This is a genomic window from Actinoalloteichus sp. AHMU CJ021, from assembly GCF_002895405.1.
In the GTDB taxonomy this organism is placed as follows: Bacteria; Actinomycetota; Actinomycetes; order Mycobacteriales; family Pseudonocardiaceae; genus Actinoalloteichus_B; species Actinoalloteichus_B caeruleus.
Genome location: NZ_CP025990.1, coordinates 879024 through 898726, shown reverse-complemented (window position 1 = coordinate 898726; position 19703 = coordinate 879024). Strand labels below are relative to the sequence as shown.

The 19703-nt window shown below is 72.7% G+C and carries 18 protein-coding genes and 1 riboswitch; of the genes, 17 read left to right on the top strand and 1 reads right to left on the bottom strand.

Translation table 11 applies throughout. The annotated features are described in order from the left end of the window. Positions 1-65: 65 nt before the first annotated feature. The 8 genes from C1701_RS03355 (at position 66) to nusB (ending at position 8205) form a co-directional block, all read left to right on the top strand. On the top strand, positions 66-512 hold the full coding sequence (locus C1701_RS03355; RefSeq protein WP_103055528.1) for a hypothetical protein: 447 nt from the start codon (positions 66-68) through the stop codon (positions 510-512). 200 nt (positions 513-712) lie between these two features. Beyond that, positions 713-2272 (top strand): beta-xylosidase, encoded by a 1560-nt coding sequence (locus tag C1701_RS03350; RefSeq protein ID WP_245588802.1) that lies wholly within the window; start codon positions 713-715, stop codon positions 2270-2272. Between the two features lie 266 nt (positions 2273-2538). Beyond that, positions 2539-2622, top strand: a riboswitch (ZMP/ZTP riboswitch). Positions 2623-2650: 28 nt separating this feature from the next. Further along, a complete protein-coding gene (glyA, locus tag C1701_RS03345) occupies positions 2651-3919 on the top strand; it encodes a serine hydroxymethyltransferase (protein WP_211237534.1) in 1269 nt (422 codons plus the stop codon). A gap of 669 nt (positions 3920-4588) precedes the next feature. Next, positions 4589-5635 (top strand): cytochrome P450, encoded by a 1047-nt coding sequence (locus tag C1701_RS03340; protein ID WP_051313961.1) that lies wholly within the window; start codon positions 4589-4591, stop codon positions 5633-5635. Further along, positions 5632-5994: a ferredoxin gene (locus tag C1701_RS03335; RefSeq protein ID WP_081893596.1), complete on the top strand. Its 363-nt coding sequence runs from the start codon at positions 5632-5634 to the stop codon at positions 5992-5994. The genes C1701_RS03340 and C1701_RS03335 overlap by 4 nt, the downstream gene beginning before the upstream one ends. 10 nt (positions 5995-6004) lie before the next feature. Further along, complete coding sequence (locus C1701_RS03330; RefSeq protein WP_103055526.1) at positions 6005-7114, top strand: M24 family metallopeptidase; 1110 nt, start codon at positions 6005-6007, stop codon at positions 7112-7114. A 108-nt stretch (positions 7115-7222) separates the two neighbouring features. Further along, complete coding sequence (efp, locus tag C1701_RS03325) at positions 7223-7786, top strand: elongation factor P (RefSeq protein ID WP_026418874.1); 564 nt, start codon at positions 7223-7225, stop codon at positions 7784-7786. After that, positions 7786-8205, top strand: a complete 420-nt coding sequence (gene nusB, locus C1701_RS03320) for a transcription antitermination factor NusB (RefSeq protein ID WP_026418873.1) — start codon at positions 7786-7788, stop codon at positions 8203-8205. The genes efp and nusB overlap by 1 nt, the downstream gene beginning before the upstream one ends. Positions 8206-8250: 45 nt before the next feature. On the opposite strand, the gene bldD is transcribed toward nusB, so the two are convergent. Continuing rightward, positions 8251-8739: a transcriptional regulator BldD gene (bldD, locus tag C1701_RS03315; RefSeq protein WP_016698573.1), complete on the bottom strand. Its 489-nt coding sequence runs from the start codon at positions 8737-8739 to the stop codon at positions 8251-8253. A gap of 257 nt (positions 8740-8996) precedes the next feature. Here bldD and pyrR point away from each other — a divergent pair, with 257 nt between their 5' ends. The 9 genes from pyrR (at position 8997) to gmk (ending at position 19622) form a co-directional block, all read left to right on the top strand. After that, the gene (gene pyrR / locus C1701_RS03310) at positions 8997-9596 is read left to right on the top strand and encodes a bifunctional pyr operon transcriptional regulator/uracil phosphoribosyltransferase PyrR (RefSeq protein WP_026418872.1); all 600 of its coding nucleotides are present in this window, start codon (positions 8997-8999) and stop codon (positions 9594-9596) included. Continuing rightward, on the top strand, positions 9593-10525 hold the full coding sequence (locus C1701_RS03305) for an aspartate carbamoyltransferase catalytic subunit (protein ID WP_026418871.1): 933 nt from the start codon (positions 9593-9595) through the stop codon (positions 10523-10525). The genes pyrR and C1701_RS03305 overlap by 4 nt, the downstream gene beginning before the upstream one ends. After that, positions 10522-11829, top strand: coding sequence for a dihydroorotase (locus tag C1701_RS03300; RefSeq protein ID WP_026418870.1), 1308 nt, complete (start codon positions 10522-10524; stop codon positions 11827-11829). The genes C1701_RS03305 and C1701_RS03300 overlap by 4 nt, the downstream gene beginning before the upstream one ends. Continuing rightward, entirely contained in the window at positions 11826-12350 is a 525-nt protein-coding gene (locus C1701_RS03295; protein ID WP_030106306.1) for a PH-like domain-containing protein, read from the top strand. Before C1701_RS03300 ends, C1701_RS03295 begins: the two co-directional genes overlap by 4 nt. A 64-nt stretch (positions 12351-12414) precedes the next feature. Next, on the top strand, positions 12415-13539 hold the full coding sequence (gene carA, locus C1701_RS03290) for a glutamine-hydrolyzing carbamoyl-phosphate synthase small subunit (protein ID WP_026418868.1): 1125 nt from the start codon (positions 12415-12417) through the stop codon (positions 13537-13539). 86 nt (positions 13540-13625) lie between these two features. Further along, a complete protein-coding gene (gene carB / locus C1701_RS03285; RefSeq protein ID WP_026418867.1) occupies positions 13626-16931 on the top strand; it encodes a carbamoyl-phosphate synthase large subunit in 3306 nt (1101 codons plus the stop codon). Continuing rightward, positions 16928-17779, top strand: a complete 852-nt coding sequence (gene pyrF, locus C1701_RS03280; RefSeq protein ID WP_030106304.1) for an orotidine-5'-phosphate decarboxylase — start codon at positions 16928-16930, stop codon at positions 17777-17779. Before carB ends, pyrF begins: the two co-directional genes overlap by 4 nt. A 905-nt stretch (positions 17780-18684) precedes the next feature. Beyond that, positions 18685-19002, top strand: coding sequence for an integration host factor, actinobacterial type (gene mihF, locus C1701_RS03270; protein ID WP_026418865.1), 318 nt, complete (start codon positions 18685-18687; stop codon positions 19000-19002). A 65-nt stretch (positions 19003-19067) separates the two neighbouring features. After that, positions 19068-19622, top strand: a complete 555-nt coding sequence (gene gmk / locus C1701_RS03265; RefSeq protein ID WP_026418864.1) for a guanylate kinase — start codon at positions 19068-19070, stop codon at positions 19620-19622. Positions 19623-19703: the final 81 nt, after the last annotated feature.

Below are 19703 nucleotides of genomic sequence, written 5' to 3'. Positions count from 1 at the left end.
CCCTCGGTGTATCATCGAGTTGATACATTAGCTCACATGGGCGGTGGACGGTGAGGAGCTCCGAGGTGGAGACGAACTGGGGCGCGCGGCGCAGGGTGCTCGGCGCGCTGGGCGCGGTGCTGGGAACCGGGGCCGTGGGCGTGCTGTTCTGGTGGGCCGGCGTGTTCTGGCCCCACCTGTCGGTGGAGGTGGTGGGAGTCAGCGGCACGGACGCCCCAGCCCTCGAACTCGAGGTCGCCAACGAGGGACCGTTGGAGACCGTCGTACGCCGGGTGACGTGGGCGGGGGCGGAACCGAGGGCCGAGGAACCCCCATCCGAGGTCGGGGTGATCGCCGCCGGGGGAGCCGCGCGCGTCGCACTGCCGCTGACGGGCTGCCCGCCCTCGGAGGGGGGAGGGGTGGAGGTCCTCGCCAGCGCGCCCGCGCTCGGCATGAACGTGCTGGAGTTCCCCCTCGTGGTGCCCGAGGCGGTGCTGGCCGAGGTCGACCCCGCCGGTCCCTGCGCAGAGTGAGCCACGGCCGGTCGTCCTGGGCCGCGCCGGCTCCCTGCGAACCGGGCCTGGTCAGGTCGAACGGATCGGACTCGCCCACAAGTCGGTGAAGGTGTCCCGGCGCGCCTCGGGCCCTCTCTAGACTGACGCTGCCCGGGTCGTCCGTTCCGGGGGCCCGGTCTGGTTCCTCCGGGTCGCGGCGAGCGCGAAGGGGTTTGGCGTTGCCCGGTTGGTTGACCGAGAAGCGCGGGCCGTCGGTGGGACGCCGGACGGGGGCCGTCCACCTGGGCCGGCTGTGCGCCGGGTTCGCCGCCGTCACGCTGCTCGTCGGGTGCACCGGTGCCGAGGGCTCCCCATCGGTCCACGTCGACGCCGTCGAACCCCTCGTGGTGCCCGCCGAGGGGGACGAGCCGCCGGCCGAACCGGTGCCGCTGGCCACCGACGCCCACCGGTCGAGCCCCGGCGTCGTCGCCTCGGGAGGGGCCAGCGCCCCCTACAACTACGGCCCCACCGTGTTGCGCGACGGCGGGCGGTACCGGGCCTGGTGGTGCAGCCAGGTGCCGTACTCCCCGCCGCCGGGGGACGACATCCTCCACGCGGAGGCCACCGAACCGGGCGGTCAGTACCGCGCCGCCGACGGGAGCCCGGCGGTCGCCGTCTTCTCGGGCAACCCCGGCGGTTTCGACGGGATGCACACCTGCGATCCGTCCGTCATCAAGGTCGACGGCGTCTACTACCTCTACTACACGGGCGCGCCGGGTGACCACGCCGACGGCAACGCGATCGGGGTGGCCAGCAGCCACGACGGTCTGAGCTGGACGCGGCTCGCCGAGGGGCAGCCGGTGGTGACCGCGGCCGAGGACGAGATCCGGGACAACGCCTACGGCGCGGGCCAGCCCGCCGTCCTCCACCTCGACGGCTGGTTCCACGTGATGTTCACCGACACCACGGCCGCCGCCGCCGGCTGGAACGGGGCCGGCCAGTTCGTCCTCCGGGCGCGCGACCCCGAGTTCCGCACCGATCTCCAGGCCCTGACCGAGGACGGTTTCCGCCCGGTGGCCTCCGCCGCCGAGCCCCGCACCTTCTCCGTGGTGGACGCCTTCAGCGCCGACTGGATGTGGGTGGAGGCGTTGGACGCCTTCGCCATCGCCCACCAGACCGAGACCGGCACCTCGATCACCTTCTGGGACCGGGAGTTCCGGTACCACCCCTACCAACGCATCCTCGTCGAGGGGCCCTGGCGGGAGGGACCGGGCCTGGTGCGCGACCCGCTCGGCCACGCTCCCACCAGCGTCACCGATCCCTGCGGTCGGGTTCCGATCGACCTGCTCCGGGCGACGACGGAGGAGACCGCGCCCACCGGCATCGCCCACTTCGGCCTCGACATCCACGGCATCGACGGGTGTCGCGATCAGGACCGCGCCGCCGCCGTCCTCGACGGGTTCGCCGTGCCCTCCCCCGAACGGACCGTCGACCTGGTGGTCGACGGGGCGCTCGTCCGGGTCGAACGCCGGTCGGTGGCCGAGCGGCTGGCGGTGCGGGTGCTGGACGAGCGGGTGCCGGCGCTGGAAGGGCTCCCCGTGATCGCGCGGGTGAACCCCGGTGCGACGGTGGTCAACGCGCCCGACCGCCCGCTGGCCCTGCTGCTCGAGGACGACCGGCTGTGGCCGGTGGTCGATCCGGAGGTGGCGGAGCTGAACGACTCCACCATCGTCGACACCTCCGTCGAGCGTTGGGAACGGCACGAGCTGGGAGCGGTGCTGCACGCCGGTAGCCGCTGAGGCGGCGGGTTCCGCCGCCGTCGACCCCTCCCGGTCGAGCGGCCGCCCCGGCCGGGATCCCGGTCGGGGCTCCTCGCGCGGCCGGGTGCCTCGCCGGGTCCTGCCGCCGTCCCGCCGCCCCGAGGGTGTCCCCGGCTTCCCGCCCTCGGCCGGTCGGGTCCGCGCGCGGGCCGGTGAGGAGCACGGGCCTCGGCTCGCGGCATGCTTCCCGGCCAGCGGGAACGGGCTGGACTGACCGCCGGCGGCCACCGCGCGGTGCGTTATCCTCGCGCCGTCGCGACTGGCGTGTACGAGGTGGAAACGACCACCGTGGAGCGAAGATCCCGGCGCCGCGCGCCTGGGTGCCGGGGCCAGGTACGAACGAACCCCCCAGGAGCCCTGATGCACCAGCCGCCACTGCCCAGCCTGGCCGCCACCGATCCGGAGATCGCCCACCTCGTGGAGGGGGAGGCCCAGCGCCAGTTCGACAAGCTCCGCCTGATCGCCTCCGAGAACTACGTCTCCCAGGCGGTGCTGGAGGCCTCCAGCACCGTGCTGACCAACAAGTACTCCGAGGGCTACGTCGGTCGCCGCTACTACGAGGGCCAGCAGTTCATCGACCCCGTCGAGACGCTCGCCGTCGACCGGGCGAAGGAGCTGTTCGGCGTCGAGCACGCCAACGTCCAGCCCTACTCGGGTTCGCCGGCCAACCTGGCCGTGTACCTCGCCTTCGCCAAGCCCGGCGACACGGTGATGGGCATGGGGCTGCCCTTCGGGGGTCACCTGACCCACGGGTGGAGCGTGTCGGCCACCGGCAAGTGGTTCAGCAGCGTGCGCTACGGGGTCCGTGCCGACACCGGCCGGGTCGACATGGACGAGGTGCGCGACCTCGCCAGGGAACACCGCCCCAAGCTGATCTTCTGCGGCGGCACCGCCATCCCCCGCACCATCGACTACCCGGCGTTCGCCGAGATCGCCAGGGAGGTCGGCGCGGTGCTGGTCGCCGACATCGCGCACATCGCCGGCCTGATCGCCGGTGGGGCGCACCCGTCCCCGGTGGGGCACGCCGACGTGATCTCCACGACGACGCACAAGACGCTGCGGGGTCCGCGTGGCGCGATGCTGATGTCGACGGCGGAGCACGCCAAGGCACTCGACAAGGCGGTGTTCCCCGGTCTCCAGGGCGGGCCGCACAACCACACCACCGCGGCGATCGCCGTGGCGTTGCGGGAGGCCTCGGCGCCCGCCTTCGGTGAGTACGCCCACACGGTGGTCGCCAACGCCAGGGCGCTGGCGGAGGCGCTCGTCGAGCGCGGCTTCGACCTGGTGTCCGGCGGCACGGACAACCACCTGATCCTGGTGGACCTCACCAGCAAGGGCGTGGCGGGCAAGCCCACCGCCAAGGCGCTCGACGAGGCGGGGATCGAGCTCAACTACAACACCGTGCCCTTCGACCCCCGCAAGCCCTTCGACCCGTCCGGGGTCCGGCTCGGGACCGCCGCGATCACCACGAGGGGCCTGCGGCCCGAGCAGATGCCCCGGGTCGCGGAGTGGATCGACACCGTGGTGACGGCGACCGCCAAGGGCGAGCAGGGCGAGGTGCTGCCCACCGTGTCCGCCGAGATCTCCGAACTGCTGTCCGGCTACCCGATGCCCGGCTGGGCGTGAACCCTCCCGGTCGGCCCCCGCGTGGCGGGGGCCGACCGCGCCGCTCCTCCTCGGGCGTTCCCCTCCGGTGCTCCGCGTCCTCCCCGCGCGCCGGCGGCCCATTCGGTACCGTCCTGACGCGGAAAACGGCACCGGCAATCGTCGAACTGTTTGCTCACTCAGACAACAATTCCGAGTGTTTTTTCGATTCGCGGTTTTCGGTCCCGAGAGCGCGTCTCCCGGTCGGGGGGCCGGGCGGGAATTTAACCCGATAGGTGGTAGTGGTCGAATTGGTTTTCGCGGTGGTCGGGCCCTAAGCTGTCCCCGTCGGCAGGTGCCGAGCGGGGAGTCGACCACTACCCGGCGGACCGGCGCGGCGGCGGTACCGCGTCGACGCGACCTGGGGGACAACCTCGACGACGCTGGGCGGACCACGTCATCGCTGGCGGGGCGCTCCGGCACGTGCCCGGCCCGGTGTTCTCCGTTCCGGCGGCCGATTCCTCCGTCCCACCGTCCGATTGCGAACAGTCGATGACAACCGTCCTGCCCGAGGAACCCCGTTTTCCGGTCCCCCGTGGATGCCCGCTCCACCCGCCCCCGTGCTATTCGAATCAGCGGCGTCGTGAACCCGTTTCGCGGGTCACGCTCTGGAATGGGGCGCGGGCGTGGGTCGTTTCCCGGTACGAGGAGGTGAGGTCGGTCCTGCGGGACGAGCGGTTCAGCGCGGATCCGACCCGCCCCGGTTTCCCCGAGGTGGCTCCGGCCGTTCCGGTCGCCAGGGGGCTGAGCCTGGTGAACCTCGATCCGCCTGAGCACCGGCACTACCGGCTGACGCTGAGCCGCGGGTTCCTCCCCCGGGCGATGGAGGCACAGCGACCCGCGGTGCGCGCCGACGTGGGGCGGCTCCTCGACCGGGTGTGCGGGGACGGTCGTCCCTCGGACCTGGTGGCCAGGCTGGCCGTCCCCCTGCCGGCCCTGACCATCTCCCGCGTGCTGGGGCTCCCCAGCGGCGTCCGCCTCTTCTTCGAGCGGCACTCCGCTCTCATCCAGGCGACCGAACCGGACCCGGCGTTGCTGGCCGGGGTGCTCGGCGAGTTGCGGATGGCGATGACGGCGCTCGTGTGCGACCGCCGCGAGCAGCCGGCGGACGACGTGATCAGCCGGCTCGCCGTCGAGCACTGGGGTGCCGACCGGCTGAGCCGGGACGAGGTGGTCGCGCTGGCCACGATGGTCCTGCTGGCGGGGCACGAGACGACGTCCAACACGGTGGCGCTGAGCCTGCTCGCGCTGCTCCGCCACCCGGACCAGCTGGCCTGGCTCGCCGAGGATCCCAGTGAGGCCAGGGTGGCGGTCGCCGTCGAGGAACTCCTCCGGTACACCACGGCCGCCCAGTTCTTCCCCCGCCGGGTGGCCGTGGCGGACGTCGAGGTCGGCGGCGTGCGGATCCGGGCGGGGGAGGGGGTCCTGGTGCTGCTCGGGCCGGCCAACCGGGACGAGGACGTGTTCCCCGATCCCGACACCCTGGACCTGACCAGGAACTCCCGCCGCCACCTCGCCTTCGGTCACGGGGTGCACCAGTGCCTCGGCCACGCCCTCGCCAGGGTCGAGCTCCAGGAGGTGGTCGGTGCGGTGGCGCGTCGGCTGCCCGCGCTCCGGCTGGCCACCGAGGTCGGCGAGCTCGACTTCAAGGACGACGGCTTCGTCTACGGCATCCGCGCCCTGCCGGTGACGTGGTGAGCGCCGGACACCCGGGACGCGGCGGAACGGCCGGCGGCGCCGCGGCGGAGGGCCCGCTCCGGGTCGCGGTGGCCGTCGAGCGCTGCGTCGCCTCCGGCCAGTGCGCCCAGCTCGCCCCGGCGGTCTTCGACCAGGGGGAGTTCGACGGGGTCGTGGTCCTCCTCGACCCCGCTCCGCCGGCCGGCGAGGGGGCGGCGGTCCGGATGGCCGAGGAGATGTGCCCGGTCGGTGCCATCCGGGTTGGACCGCTCGCCGGACCGGGTGCGGACCACACGAAGGCGACCGAGCGGCGGCCGGCGGACGGCGCGGACCCCGCCCCGAGGAGGAACGGGGTCGGCGGTGGGCCCAGGGTTAACTAGGCTGCCCGACATGCCAGAAACACACCTTCGCCGCCGTGGGGCGCTGCGCGAGCTGCTGCGGGAGCGGGAGATCGACGCCCTGCTCGTCACCGACCTGCTCAACGTGCGGTACCTCAGCGGTTTCACCGGGTCCAACGCCGCCCTGCTCGTCCACGCCGGGGACTCGGCCGGGGACGAGTCCCGCACCATCTTCTGCACCGACGGCCGGTACCTGACCCAGGCCGGCGTCGAGGTCCCCGACCTCGAACGGATCATCGAGCGCCGCAGCGGGGCGGCCCTGGCGGAGCGGGCATCGCGGGGCGGGTCGGGCGTCAGCCGGGCCGGGTTCGAGTCGCAGCACGTGACCGTCGACGGGTTGGACGCCCTGGCCGAGGCGGCGGGGGCCGTCGAACTGGTCCGGGCACCCCAGTTGGTCGAGCGACTGCGCGCGATCAAGGACGAGGGCGAGGTCGAGGCGCTGCGCATGGCGTGCGCGGCCGCCGACCGGGCACTGGCCGAGCTGATCGCCGAAGGCGAGCTGCGGCCGGGCCGGACCGAGCTGGAGGTGGCCCGCGACCTGGAGCGCCGGATGGTCGCCAACGGTGCCGCCGGTCCGTCCTTCGACACCATCGTGGCGGCCGGGCCGAACTCGGCCGTGCCCCACCACCGCCCCACCGAGACGGTCCTGGCCGCCGGTGACTTCGTCAAGATGGACTTCGGCGCACTGGTCGACGGCTACCACTCCGACATGACCAGGACGGTCGTGCTCGGGGAGCCCGCCGACTGGCAGCGGGAGCTCTACGAGGTGGTGGCCCGCTCGCAGGCCGCCGGCAGGGAGGCGTTGGCGCCGGGGGTCCCACTGCGGGACGTCGACACGGCCTCCCGGTCGGTCATCGAGGATGCGGGCCACGGGGAGCGGTTCCTGCACGGTCTGGGCCACGGCGTCGGCCTGGAGGTGCACGAGGCACCAACGCTCTCGCAGCTGGGCAAAGGTACACTCGAGGAAGGTATGGCGGTCACCGTCGAGCCCGGCGTGTACCTCGCTGGCCGGGGCGGTGTGCGCATCGAGGACACGCTGGTCGTGCGCGAGGGCGGCCCCGAGCTCCTCACCCTGACCACGAAGGATCTCGTGGTCGTCTGACGCGACAGGCTAAGACCCGTATCGCCGCGGCCGTGCGCACCGCAGGGCCGCGGCACGCCCATGTACCGGCCCATGCTGGGGCCATGTATCACAGGAGAGACCACCACAGTGGCCAGCACTAACGACCTCAAGAACGGACTGGTGCTCAACCTCGACGGACAGTTGTGGTCCGTGGTGTCGTTCCAGCACGTCAAGCCCGGCAAGGGTGGTGCGTTCGTCCGCACCACCCTGAAGAACGTGCTGTCCGGCAAGGTTGTCGACAAGACCTTCAACGCCGGCGTGAAGGTGGAGACCGCCAACGTCGACAAGCGGGAGATGACCTACCTCTACCCCGACGGCGGCGACTTCGTGTTCATGGACGCGGAGACCTACGACCAGCTCCCGGTGCCGGCCGAGACCGTCGGGGACGCCGCCAAGTTCATGCTGGAGAACCAGACCGCCATCGTGGCGGTGCACGAGGGCACGCCGCTCTACGTCGAACTGCCGGCCTCGGTCGAGCTCGTCGTGAAGCACACCGACCCCGGGCTCCAGGGCGACCGCTCCACCGGGGGCAACAAGCCGGCGACCCTCGAGACCGGCGCGGAGATCCAGGTGCCCCTGTTCCTCAACACCGGGGACAAGGTCAAGGTCGACACTCGCGACGGTCGTTACCTGGGGCGCGTGAACTCGTAATGGGTGCCCGCAGCAAGGCCCGCAAACGCGCGGTCGACATCCTGTTCGAGGCCGACGTGCGTGGCGAGGACGCGGTGACCATGCTGACCGAGCGGATGGGCCACCCGGACCTGCCCCCCGTCCGGGAGTACACCGTGACGTTGGTCGAGGGGATCACGGCGAACCGGGCCAGGATCGACGAGCTGATCTCCCAGTACGCCGAGGGGTGGACCCTGGCCAGGATGCCGGCCGTGGACCGGGCCGTGCTCCGCCTCGGCCTCTACGAGCTGCTCTGGGCGGACGACGTCGACGACGCCGTCGCCATCGACGAGGCGGTCGAGCTGGCCAGGACCCTGTCGACGGACAACTCGCCGAGGTTCGTCAACGGAGTCCTGGACCGGATCGGGCGGATAGCCCACCGGTTGCGGGCCACCCGCTGACGGGAGCGGTGACCGGGCCCGCGAGGGGTGCGGGCCCGGTTCGGCTCAGTCCTCCTTGGCGGGCCGGGCCTCCGGCGGCAGCACACCCCAGTCGATGAGCTGCTCGGTGAGTTCGCCCGGCGACATGTCGTAGATGATGGCCAGCGAGCGCAGGTCCTCGGTGCGGATGGACAGCACCTTGCCGTTGTAGTCGCCACGCTGGCTCTGGATGGTGGCCGCGTAGCGGGCCAACGGACCCACCTTCTCCGCGGGGAGCTGTTGCAGCCGTTCCAGATTGATCACAATCTTGGTGGCTGGCTCCGCCCCGGACGGAACCCGCCCCTCAGGCAGCAGCTCCGCCACGGGGACGCCGTAGAAGTCGGCCAGCTCCGCGAGCTTCTGGACGGTGACGGCCCGGTCACCACGCTCGTACGACCCGACGACGACGGCCTTCCACCGCCCGCCGGACTTCTGCTCGACACCATGCAGCGACAGGCCCTGCTGCTGGCGGATCGCGCGGAGCTTGGCGCCCAGCGCCTTGGCGTAGTCGCCCATGTAGCGGTTCTCCGTTTCATTCGCCCCGTCAGCCGCTAGACAGGGCTGCGGGAAGACCTAAATCAATACGCAGAGTAATGGTCGCTCGGCAACGTCACTAGGTCAAGCTGATGACGCTGCGACGGCCGGGCGAGTTTGTGACACCACCCGGAAGATTGACACATCGCAGCCTGCTACTGTCCGGGGTGTCCGGCCCAGCCGGAGACCAGACGTCCTTTAATGACCCGTCCAGCGAGGCGGGGAAGGGGGTCCACTTCGTGGCGCCACGCACCCGCGCGGGCGCGGCGGACCAGGGCGAACAGCGCCAGCTGCTCGCCGCCGCCGACGTCGCGCGCACCATCGCCAGGATCGCGCACCAGATCATCGAGCGCACCACTCCCGACGCGGAGGACGCCGACCGGGTGCTGCTGTTGGGCATCCCCAGCCGGGGTGCCCCGCTGGCCCGCAGGCTGGCCGCGAAGATCGCGGAATTCAGCGGTGTGACTATTCCCACCGGCACCCTCGACGTGACCCTCTACCGGGACGACCTCCGCCGCCGGCCCACCCGGGCGCTCGAATCGACCAGCCTTCCGGTTGACGGCATCGACGACGCGCTGGTGGTCCTGGTCGACGACGTCCTCTTCTCCGGTCGCACCGTGCGGGCCGCGCTGGACGCCCTGCGCGACCACGGGCGACCACGCGCCGTGCAGCTGGCCGTCCTCATCGACCGGGGCCACCGCGAGCTGCCGATCCGCGCCGACTACGTGGGCAAGAACGTGCCGACCGCGCGGGACGAGGGCGTCTCCGTCCAGCTGCGCGAAACCGACGGGACAGACGCCGTCCTGCTGCGGAGAAGGGGAACGGAGACCAGCCGATGAGGCATCTGCTGTCCGCCAGCGACCTGGGGGGCGAGGACGTCGCCGCCATCCTGGACACCGCGGACAAGCTCAAACAGACCCTGCTCGGCCGGGAGGTGCGCAAGCTGCCCACGCTGCGGGGCCGCACCGTCGTCACCGCCTTCTACGAGAACTCCACCCGGACCAGGGTGTCGTTCGAGGTCGCCGGCAAGTGGATGAGCGCCGACGTCATCAACGTCTCGGCGACCGGGTCCTCCGTCGGCAAGGGGGAGTCGCTGCGTGACACCGCTCTCACCCTGGCCGCGGCCGGCGCCGACTGCGTGGTCCTGCGGCACCCGGCGTCCGGCGCCGCCCGCCGGGTCGCGGACTGGCTCGCAGACCACGGCACCTCCGTGGTCAACGCGGGCGACGGCACCCACGAGCACCCCACCCAGGCGCTGCTGGACGCCCAGACCCTGCGGGAGAGCCTCGGCGAGCTGACCGGCCGGCGGATCGTCATCGTCGGCGACGTCCTGCACAGCAGGGTGGCCCGGTCCAACGTGCGCCTGCTCCACCGCCTCGGCGCCGAGGTCGTCCTCGTGGCCCCGCCCACCCTGCTCCCGACCGGGGTGCGGGACTGGCCGGTGCGGGTGACCCACGACCTCGACGAGTCCCTCGAGGGCGCCGACGCGGTGATGGTGCTGCGCGTGCAGGCGGAACGGATGCACGGCAGCTTCTTCCCGTCGGCCCGCGAGTACGCCATCGCCTACGGCCTGAACGAGCGCCGGCTCGCGCGGCTGCCCGAGCACGCGCCGGTGCTGCACCCGGGCCCGATGATCCGGGGCATGGAGATCAGCCACGCCGTCGCGGACTCGCCCCGGTCGCTCGTCACCGACCAGGTCCGCAACGGCGTGCACGTGCGGATGGCGGTGCTCTACCACCTGCTGGCCGGAGAGGAGACCGCGGTATGAGCGGGACCGACGCGGGAACGACCCTGTTCCGGGGCGTCCTGCCCTACGGCGAGGGGGAGCCGGTCGACGTGCTCGTCGCCGACGGCCGGATCGCCGAGATCGGGCGGGTCACCCAGCGGGCCGACCGGGTGGTCGACGCCCAGGGGCTGGTGGCCCTGCCCGGGTTCGTCGACCTGCACACCCACCTGCGGGAACCGGGGCGGGAGGACACCGAGACCGTCCAGACCGCCTCGGAGGCGGCGGCCCTGGGCGGGTACACCGCCGTGTTCGCGATGGCCAACACCGACCCGGTCGCCGACAACCCCGTCATCGTCGAGTACGTCTGGCAGCGCGGCCGGGACGTCGGCCTCGTCGACGTCCACCCGATCGGGGCCGTCAGTGTGGGCCTGCGCGGCGAACGGCTCGCCGAACTCGGCGCGATGGCCCGGTCCAGGGCCGGGGTCCGGCTGTTCTCCGACGACGGCCACTGCGTGTCCGACCCGTTGCTGATGCGTCGCGCGCTGGAGTACACCCGGGCGCTCGGCGGGGTCGTCGCCCAGCACGCCGAGGACCCGAGGCTCACCGGTGGCGCCCAGGCGCACGAGGGGCCGGCGGCCGCCGAGCGGGGGCTGGCGGGCTGGCCGGCCCCCGCGGAGGAGTCGGTCGTCGCCCGGGACTGCCTGCTGGCCCACCACACGGGTGGGCGGCTGCACGTCTGCCACGTCTCCACCGCCGGCACCGCCGACGTGCTCCGGTGGGCCCGGGGCCGGGGTGAGGGCACGATCACGGCCGAGGTCACCCCCCACCACCTGCTGCTCACCGACGAGCGGCTGGCCACCTACGACCCGGTGAACAAGGTCAACCCGCCGCTGCGCACCGCCGCCGACACCGAGGCGCTGCGCACCGCCCTGGCCGAGGGGGTGGTGGACTGCGTGGCCACCGACCACGCGCCGCACGCCCCCCAGGAGAAGGACACGGAGTGGGCCTGCGCACGTCCGGGGATGCTCGGGCTCCAGACCGCGTTGTCCGTGGTGGTGCTGACGATGGTGGAGACCGGCCTGCTGGACTGGCGCGGGGTCGCCCGTGTGATGAGCGAGCGCCCGGCGGAGATCGCCGGGCTCGCGGACCAGGGGCGACCCCTCCGCGTCGGCGAGCCGGCGAACCTGACCCTGGTCGACCCCGAGGCCCGCTGGGTCGTGCGGGGTGGTGAGCTGGCCAGCATCGCCGACAACACGCCCTTCGAGGGCATGGAGTTGCCGGCCACCGTGGCCGCGACGATGCTCCGCGGCCGGTTGACCTCGCTAGACGGGAAGGTTCTCTCGTGATCCGACTGCTTCTCACCCTGCTGGTGCTCGCGGTGTTCGCGCTGTGCGTGTACGGCATGTGGCGCGGCTGGCAGCGCCGGGCCACCCGGCAGGAAGCCCTGCTCGGCGACTTCCCCGCCCCGCCAGCCGGCGCCCTCACCGACCCCGCGCTGCTGCCCGAGCTGACCGGCGTCTACGTCGGCGCCACCAGCGGTGGCAACTGGCAGGACCGCATCGTGGTCGGTGACCTGGGACACCGCTCGGTGGCCACCCTCCGGCTGCTGCCGGCGGGGCTGCTGGTCGACCGGGTCGCCGCCAGCCCGATCTGGATCGCCGCGGCCGACCTCGTCGACGCCCGGCTGGACAGCAAGCTCGCCGGCAAGGTCATGCCGGGTGACGGCCTGCTCGTGGTGTCATGGCGGCACGGCGAGTACGTCCTCGACCTCGCGTTCCGGGCCGACGACCGCGCCGACGACGAGACCTGGGTCGAGCGGATCCGCGCGGTGGCCGAGGAGAGCACCACCACCAGGACCACGCCGTGACGCCGCGCGCGAGCAGCGCCGCGGCGGCGGCCCCCCACACGACCACATCGGAGGTCCAGGCGCGATGATCGACCGTTCCGCAGCGGCGCTGGTACTCGAGGACGGCAGGGTGTTCCGGGGCGAGGCGTACGGAGCCGTGGGGCAGTCCCTCGGCGAGGTCGTCTTCTCCACCGGGATGACCGGCTACCAGGAGACGCTGACCGACCCCTCCTACCACCGCCAGATCGTGGTGCAGACCGCCCCGCAGATCGGCAACACCGGGTGGAACGACGAGGACGACGAGTCCCACCGGATCTGGGTCTCCGGCTACGTCGTCCGCGACCCCGCCAGGGTCCCCTCCAACTGGCGGTCCACCCGCTCGCTGGAGGACGCGCTGCGCGAGCAGGGCGTCGTCGGCATCGCCGGCGTCGACACCCGCACGCTGACCCGCCACCTCCGGGAGCGGGGCGCCATGCGGGCCGGGGTCTTCTCCGGCGACGCGGTGGCCGGTGACGAGGAACTGCTCACCCGGGTCCTGGGCTCCGAGGGCATGGTGGGAGCCGACCTCGCCGGCGACGTCACCACGAGCGAGCCGTACGTGGTCCCCGCCGTCGGCGAACGCCGGTACACCGTCGCCGCCCTGGACCTGGGCATCAAGTCGAACACGCCGCGCATGATGGCGGCCAGGGGCATGGAGGTCCACGTCCTCCCCCTGGGCACGTCGGCCGAGGAGCTGCTCGCCGCCGCGCCCGACGGGGTGTTCCTCTCCAACGGCCCCGGCGACCCCGCCACCGCCGACACCGCCGTCGCCCTGGCCAGGGCCGTGCTGGCCGCCCGGGTGCCGCTGTTCGGCATCTGCTTCGGCAACCAGATCCTCGGCCGCGCCCTGGGGCGGGGCACCTACAAGATGCGGTACGGCCACCGGGGCATCAACATCCCGGTCATCGACGTGGAGACCGGGCAGGTCGCGATCACCGCGCAGAACCACGGCTTCGCCGTCGAGGGCGAGCCGGGCGAGGTGTTCGACACCGACTTCGGCCCGGCCAAGGTCAGCCACTACTGCCCGAACGACGGCACGGTCGAGGGGCTGCGGTGCCTGGAGGCCCCCGCCTTCAGCGTGCAGTACCACCCGGAGGCCGCCGCCGGACCCCACGACGCGGCGCCGCTGTTCGACCGCTTCGCCGGGCTGATGGACCGCTCCGGGCGCTGACGCCCACACCTGACCACTGCACACCGACGGTGAGCCGGCTTCCGGTGACCGCGAGCTGACGACGAAAGAGGGGCGGGGCGAACCCGATGCCCAAGCGCGACGACATCTCCCATGTCCTGGTGATCGGCTCCGGACCGATCGTGATCGGCCAGGCGTGTGAGTTCGACTACTCCGGCACCCAGGCCTGCCGGGTGCTGCGGGAGGAAGGGCTGCGGGTCAGCCTGGTCAACTCCAACCCGGCGACGATCATGACGGACCCCGAGTTCGCGGACGCCACCTACGTGGAGCCGATCACCCCCGAGTTCGTGGAGAAGGTCATCGCCGCGGAGCGGCCGGACGCGATCCTGGCCACCCTGGGCGGCCAGACCGCGTTGAACACGGCGGTCGCCCTGGCCGAGCGGGGTGTGCTGGAGCGGTACGGGGTCGAGCTGATCGGCGCCGACATCGAGGCGATCCAGCGGGGCGAGGACCGGCAGCGGTTCAAGGACATCGTCCGGGACGTCGGCGGTGAGGTCCCCGGGAGCCGGGTGTGCCGCTCGATGGACGAGGTCCGCGAGTGCGTCGCCGAACTCGGGCTGCCGGTGGTGATCCGCCCCAGCTTCACCATGGGCGGTCTCGGCTCGGGCATGGCCCACACCGAGGAGGAGCTGGAGCGGCTCGCCACCATCGGCCTCACCGAGAGCCCGGTGCACGAGGTGCTCATCGAGGAGAGCGTGCTCGGCTGGAAGGAGTACGAGCTCGAGCTGATGCGGGACCGCGCGGACAACGTCGTGGTCGTCTGCTCCATCGAGAACGTCGACCCGATGGGCGTGCACACCGGGGACTCGGTCACCGTGGCGCCCGCGATGACGCTGACCGACCGCGAGTACCAGCGGATGCGCGACGTGGGCATCGCGGTGCTCCGCGAGGTCGGCGTCGACACCGGCGGCTGCAACATCCAGTTCGCGGTGAACCCGGCGAACGGCAGGCTGGTGGTGATCGAGATGAACCCCCGGGTGTCGCGGTCCTCCGCGCTGGCATCCAAGGCGACCGGGTTCCCGATCGCCAAGATCGCCGCGAAGCTCGCCATCGGCTACACCCTGGACGAGATCCAGAACGACATCACCGGCGAGACGCCGGCGAGCTTCGAACCGACCCTCGACTACGTCGTGGTCAAGATCCCCCGCTTCGCCTTCGAGAAGTTCCCGGGCGCCGACCCGACCCTGACCACCACCATGAAGAGCGTCGGCGAGGCGATGTCCCTCGGCCGCAGCTTCGTGGAGGCGCTGGGCAAGGCGCTGCGTTCGATGGAGACCAAGGCGGTCGGGTTCTGGACCAGGCAGGACCCGGCGGGCACCAGCCTGGAGGACACCCTCGCCGCGCTGGCCACCGGCCACGACGGCCGCCTCTACACCGTGGAGCGCGCGCTGCGGCTGGGGGCCACCGTCGACCAGGTGGCCGAGGCCTCCGGGATCGACCCGTGGTTCGTCGACCAGATCGCCTCGCTCGTCGAGCTGCGGGCCACGGTCATCGGGGCCCCGGTGGTCGACGAGGCCCTGCTGCGGCGGGCCAAGCGGTGCGGCTTCTCCGACCGCCAGATCGCCGCCCTGCGCCCCGAACTGGCCGGGGAGGACGGGGTGCGCGCGCTGCGCCACCGGCTCGGTGTCCGCCCGGTGTACAAGACGGTGGACACCTGCGCGGCCGAGTTCGCCGCGCGCACGCCCTACCACTACTCGGCCTACGAGGCCGACCCCGCCGCGGAGTCCGAGGTCACCGAGCAGCGGGAACGCCCGAAGGTCATCATCCTGGGTTCGGGCCCGAACCGCATCGGTCAGGGCATCGAGTTCGACTACTCCTGCGTGCACGCCGCGATGGCGCTGCGGGAGGCCGGCTTCGAGACCGTCATGGTCAACTGCAACCCGGAGACCGTCTCCACCGACTACGACACCTCCGACCGGCTGTACTTCGAGCCGTTGACCCTGGAGGACGTCCTGGAGGTCGTCCACTCCGAGCAGCGGTCGGGGACGGTGGCGGGCGTCGTCGTCCAGCTCGGCGGTCAGACCCCCCTCGGTCTGGCCCGGCGGCTCGCGGAGGCCGGGGTGCCGGTCGTGGGCACGCCGCCCGAGGCGATCCACCTGGCCGAGGACAGGGGCGCCTTCGGGGAGGTGCTCCGCGAGGCGGGGCTCACCGCTCCCCGGTACGGCACCGCCACCTCCTTCGAGGGCGCCAGGCGCATCGCCGACGAGATCGGGTACCCGGTGCTCGTCCGGCCCTCCTACGTGCTCGGCGGTCGGGGCATGGAGATCGTCTACGGCGAGGAGTCCCTGGCCAGCTACATCGAGCGGGCCACCGAGGTCACCCCGGAGCACCCGGTGCTGGTGGACCGGTTCCTCGACGACGCCGTCGAGATCGACGTCGACGCCCTGTGCGACGGCGACGACGTGTTCCTGGGCGGCGTGATGGAGCACATCGAGGAGGCCGGTGTCCACTCCGGCGACTCCTCCTGCGCGCTCCCCCCGATCACCCTCGGCCAGACCGACCTGGAGGAGGTGCGGCGCTGCACGGAACGGCTCGCCAGGGGCCTCGGGGTCCGTGGCCTGCTCAACGTGCAGTTCGCCCTGAAGGAGGACGTGCTCTACGTCCTGGAGGCCAACCCCCGGGCCAGCCGGACCGTGCCGTTCGTCTCGAAGGCCACCAGCGTCCCCCTGGCCAAGGCGGCCGCCCGGATCATGCTCGGCGCGACGATCGCCGAGCTGCGCGGGGAGGGGCTCCTCCCGGCCACCGGTGACGGGCTCGACCTGCCGGCCGACAGCCCGGTCGCCGTCAAGGAGGCGGTCCTGCCCTTCCACCGCTTCCGCACCCCGGAGGGGCACGGGGTGGACTCGCTGCTGGGGCCGGAGATGAAGTCCACCGGTGAGGTGATGGGGATCGACGTGGCCTTCGGCCCGGCCTTCGCCAAGTCGCAGGCCGCGTCCTACGGGTCGCTGCCCACCTCGGGCCGGGTGTTCGTCTCCGTGGCCAACCGGGACAAGCGCTCGCTGGTCTTCCCGGTCAAGCGGCTGGTCGACCTGGGCTTCGAGATCCTGGCGACCTCGGGCACCGCCGAGGTGCTGCGCCGGAACGGCATCGCCTCCACCGTGGTGCGCAAGCACTACGAGGGCAGCGGGAACATCGTCGACCAGATCAGGGCCGGTGAGGTCCAGATGGTCATCAACACCCCCTACGGCAACCACGGCCCCCGCGTGGACGGCTACGAGATCCGCACGGCGGCGGTCGCCAGGGACATCCCCTGCATCACCACCGTGCAGGGCGCCGCGGCGGCCGTGCAGGGCATCGAGGCCGCCATCAGGGACGACATCGGGGTCCGCTCGTTGCAGGACCTGCAGGCGGCGCTGCGGAAGGGACGCGCGTGACGGATCAGGACTCCGGCCGGCGGGAACCCTTCGGCCGTCGGCTCGCCGCGCTGCGCGCCGAGCGTGGCCCGCTGTGCGTCGGGATCGACCCGCACCCGGCGCTGCTCGCGGACTGGGGGCTGCCCGCCACCGCCGACGGGTTGGAGACGTTCGCGCGGAGCTGCGTGGAGGCCTTCGCCTCGGAGGTCGCGGTCGTGAAACCGCAGTCGGCGTTCTTCGAGGCGTACGGCGCGCGGGGCGTGGCCGTGCTGGAACGGGTGCTGGCCGACGTGCGCGCCGCGGGGGCGCTGGTCCTGCTCGACGCCAAACGCGGCGACATCGGCTCCACGATGGCCGCCTACGCGGCCGCGTACCTCGCTGAGGGCGCCCCGCTGGCCGCCGACGCGCTGACGGTCTCGCCCTACCTGGGGTTCGGGTCGCTCGACCCGGCACTGGCGGCGGCGAGGGAGACGGGCCGGGGGCTGTTCGTCCTCGCCGCGACCTCGAACCCGGAGGGCCCCGAGGTGCAGCGGGCGGACGCCGGGTCGGGGACCGTCGCCCAGGGGATCGTGGACGCCGCCGGCCGGCACAACCCCGAAGGGGAGGGGCCGGGCGCGGTCGGCGTCGTGATCGGCGCGAACCTACCCCGGCTCGACCTGGACCTGTCGCGGCTCAACGGCCCGGTGCTGGCACCGGGTTTCGGGGCGCAGGGCGGCACCGTGGCGGACCTGCGGCGCAACTTCGGCGGGGTGCTCCGGCACGTGCTGCCGACCTCGTCCCGGGACGTCCTGCGGCACGGACCCGACGTGGCCGCCCTGCGGGACGCCGCACGGCGGACCAGGGACGCGGTGGCCGACCTGGCCGGCTGACCGCTGTCCCCCCGGCCCGGGGCGCGGGAGCGGGCCGGTACGGGCCGACCGGTGGTGGGAGCGCCCGGGCGAGCCCGCGCGCCCGGGGCACCGGGACCACCCCGTGGCGCGGGACACGCCGCCGGACGGGTGCCGCCGGGATGCGGGCGAGTGGGCCGGAGGTGGCCGGGTTCGGACCGGTTGTCGGCGGCGGATCGGTCGGTGGCCGGGAGGCGAACCGGACCATGTCCCGCTTTCGGCTGTGAGCGTGGCCACTTTCAACCGTCCCCAGGCCGCTCCTCGGGTTCGGGGTCGGGGAGTTCACCCCCGGCCACCGCTCCGCCGCTGGTGAGGCCGTGGGCGCGTCCCGGCCGGGTTGGCGGCGGGCGGCGGTGGGCCGCCGCGCCGCTCCTCGGGTCGGGCGCGGAGGGTGTACCAGCGGACGCCGCCGCCGGGGTCGAGGGCGCCCCGCCCCCCTTCCCGCCGGGGGTCCGGCTGGGGCCGGATCAGGGCGGCGGGGAGCACGACAGCGCTCTGACCAGTCGAGACGTCCCGTGGCGTGTGTCGGGGCCTCCTGCCTCGTCCACCTGGTGGTCCCCTCCTCGGTGATGGCGGTGATCCGGTGCCCGGCGGTGGGCGCCGGACCGTGCCGCACCGCCGCGCCGGGCAGGTGCGTCACCCTTCCCTGATTCAAGATCATCTCATTTGGTGCCCGGGCCGCCGTCCGGCGGGATCCCCTTCGGACAAGATCCGTACCCTGGGTAACAACCGTCCGGAGGCGAGCGGTACGTTGTGCCGCCACGCCAGTTTGTTGGCGGTGTCCGGGCCAAATCGCCTGGATATGCCGTACCCGTGTTGTGCCGCGTCACGCGCGGTCGGTACGGTCGCGGCACCGATTCAGAGGAACCCACACCACGGAGGAGATCGTGGCCCTTCCCCAGCTGACCGAGGAGCAGCGGGCCGCAGCGTTGGAGAAAGCGGCTGCTGCCCGCCGTGCCCGGGCGGAGCTCAAGGAGCGCCTCAAGCGCGGTGGCACCAACCTGAAGGAGGTGCTGACCGCCGCGGACGAGAACGAGGTCCTGGGCAAGATGAAGGTGTCCGCCCTGCTGGAAGCCCTGCCCGGTGTCGGCAAGGTCCGGGCGCAGCAGATCATGGAACGCTTGGAAATCGCCCCCAGTCGTCGTCTCCGCGGACTTGGCGACCGTCAGCGCAAGGCGCTGCTCGCCGAGTTCAGCGCGGAGTGAGAAGTCCTGATCAGAGGGGTCGGCTGGTCGTCCTGGCCGGCCCCTCGGGCGTAGGCAAGAGCAGTGTGGTCGGCAGGCTTCGTGAGCTGCTGCCCGACCTGTGGTTCAGCGTCTCGGCCACCACCCGCCAGCCCAGGCCGGGCGAGGTGGACGGCCGGGACTACCACTTCGTCGGCCCCGACAGGTTCGACGAGATGATCGAGCACGGCGACCTGCTCGAGTGGGCCGAGATCCACGGCGGTACCCACCGCTCCGGCACCCCCAGGCAACCGGTCGAGGACCGGGTGGCCAGCGGCCGGCCGGCGCTCGTGGAGCTCGACCTCCAGGGCGCCAGGAGCCTGCGCGCGGTGCTCCCCGAGGCCCTGCTGGTCTTCGTCGCGCCGCCCAGCTGGGAGGTCCTGGTGGAACGGCTCGTCGGCCGGGGCACCGAGAGCCCGGAGGTCGTGGAGCGCCGGCTGGCGACGGCCCGCGCCGAGCTCGCGGCCCGTTCCGAGTTCGACGTGGTCGTGGTGAACGAGGACGTGAACAGCGCCGCCGAGCGGTTGCTAGCCTTGTTGACCGGGCCTGACCCGAGAGCAGGACACCGGAACACGGCGGACGCCTCGGACCACGGCCCCTGACAGACGTCCGCGCACCGGCCGCCACGGGCGACCGGCCGGCCCCGCGACCGTGGCACCGGCCCGGAGCACGCATGGCCGTCT